Annotated in this window: 3 protein-coding genes; all 3 read left to right on the top strand. The window is 59.5% G+C overall.

Features of this window, described 5'->3' with window-relative positions:
• The first annotated feature begins 254 nt into the window (after positions 1-254).
• Entirely contained in the window at positions 255-1,793 is a 1,539-nt protein-coding gene (gene murJ, locus ACQKP2_RS31455) for a murein biosynthesis integral membrane protein MurJ (protein ID WP_427582190.1), read from the top strand.
• Positions 1,794-1,922: 129 nt separating this feature from the next.
• Complete coding sequence (gene ribF, locus ACQKP2_RS31450) at positions 1,923-2,861, top strand: bifunctional riboflavin kinase/FAD synthetase (protein ID WP_427582189.1); 939 nt, start codon at positions 1,923-1,925, stop codon at positions 2,859-2,861.
• A 13-nt stretch (positions 2,862-2,874) separates the two neighbouring features.
• A partial coding sequence (ileS, locus tag ACQKP2_RS31445; protein ID WP_427582188.1) for an isoleucine--tRNA ligase occupies positions 2,875-5,474 on the top strand: 2,600 nt, incomplete at its 3' end.

Here is a 5,474-nt window from a genome sequence, read left to right as displayed (position 1 = left end):
CCGTCGAGCTCCTCGAAAGACTTTTTTAGGAAATAGCAAACAAAATAGGCCGCGAATCATGCCGATGAGTTGAAGTCTTGTCAAGGGCGCTTGAAACGTTCCGCTAAGTGGTAGGCGTGGTGCGACGGGATATTTCTTTCCGGCGTGTGACCTGTAAACTCGCGAGCTTTGGCTCTGTGCTGTTGCGGCGCGGAGTATCGCACAAGTGGGCGCGTAGTTCGCCTGCTGTTTATCGACAGGCACAAAACTTTTCAATGAATTTGCTCAAATCGTTGGCCGCCGTCAGCTCTATCACGATGCTTTCCCGGATTCTCGGCTTCATCCGTGACACCTTGGTTGCGCGCACATTTGGCGCCGGAATGGCGACCGATGCCTTTTTTATCGCCTTCAAGTTACCCAACCTGCTACGACGCATTTTTGCCGAAGGCGCGTTTTCCCAGGCTTTCGTGCCGATTCTTGCCGAATATAAAAGCCAGAAGGGCGAGGAGGCGACGCGCACATTCATTGCCTATGTCTCGGGCCTGTTGACGCTGGTGCTGGCGCTGGTCACGGCGCTGGGCATGCTTGCCGCGCCCTGGGTCATTTGGGTGACGGCACCGGGTTTCGCCAATACCCCGGAAAAATTCGAGCTGACGTCCAGTCTGTTGAGGGTGACCTTTCCCTACATATTGCTGATATCCCTGTCCTCCCTGGCCGGGGCGATTCTCAACACCTGGAACCGTTTCTCGGTGCCGGCCTTTGTGCCGACGCTGCTTAACATCAGCATGATCATCTTTTCGCTGTTTCTGACACCGTACTTCAATCCGCCAGTCATGGCGTTGGGTTGGGCGGTGCTGGCGGGTGGTCTGGCGCAGTTGCTGTACCAGCTGCCTCACCTGAAAAAAATCGGCATGCTGGTGTTGCCACGACTCAATCTGCGCGACAGCGGCGTCTGGCGTGTGATGAAACAAATGCTGCCGGCAATTCTCGGTGTGTCGGTCAGCCAGATCTCGCTGATCATCAACACGATTTTCGCCTCGTTCCTGGTTGCCGGCTCCGTGTCCTGGATGTACTACGCCGACCGTTTGATGGAGCTGCCTTCCGGTGTTCTGGGCGTGGCTCTGGGGACGATCCTGCTGCCGACCCTGGCCAAAACCTACGCCAACAAGGATCGCCAGGAGTATTCGCGCATTCTCGATTGGGGGCTGCGGCTGTGCTTCGTGCTGGTATTGCCATGTGCCCTGGCGCTGGGAATCCTGGCCGAGCCGCTGACGGTTTCGCTGTTCCAGTACGGTCAGTTCAAGGCGTTCGATGCTGCCATGACCCAGCGGGCGCTCATCGCCTATTCGGTCGGCCTGCTCGGCATTATCGTGATCAAGGTGCTGGCGCCGGGCTTTTATGCGCAACAGAACATCAAGACTCCGGTGAAAATCGCGATTTTCACGCTGGTGGTCACTCAGTTGTTCAACCTGTTGCTGATCGGTCCGCTGGCCCACGCCGGCCTGGCGCTCGCGATCAGTGTTGGGGCATGCCTCAATGCGGGGCTGCTTTTCTATCAGTTGCGAAAGCAGCAGATGTACCAGCCGCAACCGGGGTGGGCAAAGTTCGGTTTTAAACTGCTGATTGCAGTGGCGGTGATGTCTGGCGTGTTGCTGGTCGGGATGCATTTCATGCCGGCGTGGGGGGAAGGGCAGATGTTCGAGCGTTTCCTGCGCCTGGGTGTCCTGGTGGTTGCCGGTGTGGTGGCCTATTTCGGCATGTTAGTGTTGTTGGGCTTCCGCTTGCGCGACTTCAATCGCAAGGCGTTGGGCTGATCATGGATCGGCATTGAAAACGGGCGGGCCGGCATTTTTGTCGGCTCGATTACTTTGGGTTACGGTGCTGCCTGTCGTCGGCCGCCGGGTGTGGTTATAATCGACCACTTTATGAGCAAGAAGCGCGTTATGCAGCTGGTTCGAGGCCTCCACAATCTGCGCCCCCAGCATCGGGGCTGTGTCGCCACTATTGGCAACTTTGACGGTGTACACCGTGGCCACCAGGCTATCCTGGCGCGGCTGCGCGAGCGTGCGCTTGAGTTGGGCGTACCCAGCTGCGTGGTGATTTTCGAGCCGCAGCCAAGGGAGTTTTTCGCTCCAGATACCGCGCCGGCGCGTCTTGCCCGCCTGCGGGATAAACTGCAACTTCTGGCCGCCGAAGGCGTCGACCGGGTGCTGTGCCTGGCGTTCAACCAGCGCCTGAGCAAGCTCAGCGCCAGTGAATTCGTCGATACCATTCTGGTGGACGGCCTGGGCGTGCAGCACCTTGAGGTCGGAGACGACTTCCGTTTCGGCTGTGACCGGGTAGGGGATTTCGACTTCCTGCAACATGCCGGCATCCAGCAGGGGTTCACCGTCGAAGCGGCACAGACTGTCGAGCTCGATGGTCTGCGCGTCAGCAGCACACAGGTGCGTACCGCGCTGGCGGCCGCCGACTTTGCCCTCGCCGAACGCCTGCTCGGTCGTCCGTACCGGATCGCCGGTCGCGTGTTGCACGGTCAGAAGCTGGCGCGGCAATTGGGTACGCGCACAGCCAACATACAACTCAAGCGCCGTCGCGTACCGTTCACCGGGGTTTACCTGGTGAACGTCGAGATCGACGGCAAGACCTGGCCCGGCGTCGCCAACATTGGCGTGCGGCCCACGGTTCAAGGTGATGGCAAGGCCCACCTGGAAGTGCATCTTTTGGATTTTGCCGGCGATCTGTACGACCGGCGTTTAACGGTGGTTTTCCACCACAAGCTGCGCGAAGAGCAGCGTTTCGCCTCTCTGGAGGCGCTGAAAACGGCGATCAACGCGGATGTCGCCGCCGCCCGTGCACTAGCCGCACCTAGCGCCCATCGCTAATGAAGAGCCTTAAATGACCGACTATAAAGCCACGCTAAACCTTCCGGACACCGCCTTCCCAATGAAGGCCGGCCTGCCTCAGCGCGAACCGCAGATTCTGCAGCACTGGGACAGCATTGGCCTGTACGGAAAGTTGCGCGAAATTGGCAAGGATCGTCCGAAGTTTGTCCTGCACGACGGTCCTCCCTACGCCAACGGCACGATCCACATCGGTCATGCGCTGAACAAGATTCTCAAGGACATGATCATCCGCTCGAAAACCCTGTCGGGCTTCGATGCGCCTTACGTACCGGGCTGGGACTGCCACGGCCTGCCGATCGAGCACAAGGTCGAGGTGACCCACGGCAAGAACCTGGGCGCGGACAAGACCCGCGAACTGTGCCGCGCCTATGCCTCCGAGCAGATCGAAGGCCAGAAGTCCGAGTTCATCCGCCTGGGTGTGCTGGGTGACTTCGCCAACCCGTACAAGACCATGGATTTCAAGAACGAGGCCGGAGAGATCCGCGCCTTGGCTGAAATCGTCAAGGGTGGTTTCGTGTTCAAGGGCCTCAAGCCCGTGAACTGGTGCTTTGACTGCGGATCGGCACTGGCCGAAGCGGAAGTCGAGTACGAAAACAAGAAATCCTCGACCATCGACGTGGCGTTCCCGATTGCCGATGAAGCCAAGCTGGCTGCCGCCTTCGGACTGCCTTCGCTGGCCAAGCCTGCTTCGATCGTGATCTGGACCACCACGCCATGGACCATCCCGGCCAACCAGGCGCTGAACGTCCATCCTGAATTCAACTATGCCCTGGTCGATATCGGCGACAAGCTGCTGGTGCTGGCCGAAGAACTGGTCGAATCGTGCCTGACGCGCTATGGCGTTGAAGGTTCGGTGCTGGCCACTGCTCCAGGCTCGGCGCTGGAACTGATCAACTTCCGTCACCCGTTCTACGACCGCCTGTCGCCGGTTTACCTGGCCGACTATGTGGAACTCGGCGCCGGCACCGGTGTGGTTCACTCCGCTCCGGCCTACGGCGTGGACGACTTCGTGACCTGCAAGAAATACGGCATGGTCAACGACGACATCCTCAATCCAGTGCAAAGCAACGGCGTATACGTGCCGTCACTGGAGTTCTTCGGCGGCCAGTTCATCTGGAAGGCCAACCCGGCCATCGTCGACAAGCTGACCGAAGTGGGTGCGCTGATGCACACCACGGTCATCGAACACAGTTACATGCACTGCTGGCGTCACAAGACCCCGCTGATCTATCGCGCCACCGCGCAATGGTTCATCGGCATGGACAAGCAGCCAACCGCTGGCGATACCCTGCGCCAGCGTTCGCTCAAAGCCATTGAAGACACCACGTTCGTCCCGGCCTGGGGCCAGGCACGTCTGCACTCGATGATTGCGAACCGTCCGGACTGGTGCATTTCCCGTCAGCGTAACTGGGGCGTGCCGATTCCGTTCTTCCTGAACAAGGAAAGCGGCGAGCTGCACCCGCGTACCGTCGAACTGATGGAAGAGGTCGCCAAGCGCGTCGAAGTCGAAGGTATCGAAGCCTGGTTCAAGCTGGACGCGGCCGAGTTGCTCGGCGATGAAGCGCCACAGTACGACAAGATCAGCGATACCCTGGATGTCTGGTTCGACTCGGGTACCACCCACTGGCACGTTCTGCGCGGTTCGCACCCGGTGGGCCATGAAAACGGCCCACGCGCCGATCTGTATCTGGAAGGTTCGGACCAGCACCGCGGCTGGTTCCATTCATCGCTGTTGACTGGTTGCGCCATCGATAACCACGCACCTTATCGCGAGTTGCTGACCCACGGTTTTACCGTCGACGAGTCCGGCCGCAAAATGTCGAAGTCGCTGGGCAACGTGATTGCACCGCAGAAGGTCAACGACACCCTGGGCGCCGATATCATGCGTCTGTGGGTCGCTTCGACCGACTATTCGGGAGAAATGGCGGTTTCCGAGCAGATCCTGCAACGCAGTGCGGACGCCTACCGGCGTATCCGTAACACCGCGCGTTTCCTGCTTTCGAACCTGACCGGCTTCAACCCGGCCACCGACCTGCTGCCAGCCGAAGAAATGCTGGCGCTGGACCGTTGGGCCGTGGACCGTACCCTGCTGCTGCAGCGCGAGTTGCAAGAGCATTACGGCGAATATCGCTTCTGGAACGTGTACTCGAAGATCCACAACTTCTGCGTGCAGGAGTTGGGCGGTTTCTATCTCGACATCATCAAGGACCGTCAGTACACCACTGGCGCCGACAGCAAGGCTCGTCGTTCCTGCCAGACCGCGCTGTTCCACATCTCTGAAGCGCTGGTGCGCTGGATCGCGCCGATCCTGGCGTTCACCGCCGACGAACTGTGGCAGTACCTGCCGGGCGAGCGTAACGAGTCCGTCATGCTCAACACCTGGTACGAAGGCCTGAGCGAACTGCCGGAAGGCTTCGAGCTGGATCGCGCTTACTGGGACCGCATCATGGAAGTGAAGGTTGCGGTCAACAAAGAGATGGAAATCCAGCGCGCGGCCAGCAAACCCAAGTTGCTGTTGCTCGACGAACCGTCGCTGGGCCTGGCACCGATCATCATCCAGCAGATCTTCGACATCATCGAACAGCTGCGCAA

The sequence above is a fragment of the Pseudomonas sp. NPDC089569 genome (assembly GCF_050280625.1).
Lineage (GTDB): Bacteria > Pseudomonadota > Gammaproteobacteria > Pseudomonadales > Pseudomonadaceae > Aquipseudomonas.
This window is presented reverse-complemented; position numbering and strand designations above follow the sequence as displayed.

Coding starts and splice junctions, on each gene's coding strand:
- murJ (WP_427582190.1), top strand. CDS start 255: ATGAATTTGCTCAAATCGTTGGCCGCCGTCAGCTCTATCACGATGCTT.
- ribF (WP_427582189.1), top strand. CDS start 1,923: ATGCAGCTGGTTCGAGGCCTCCACAATCTGCGCCCCCAGCATCGGGGC.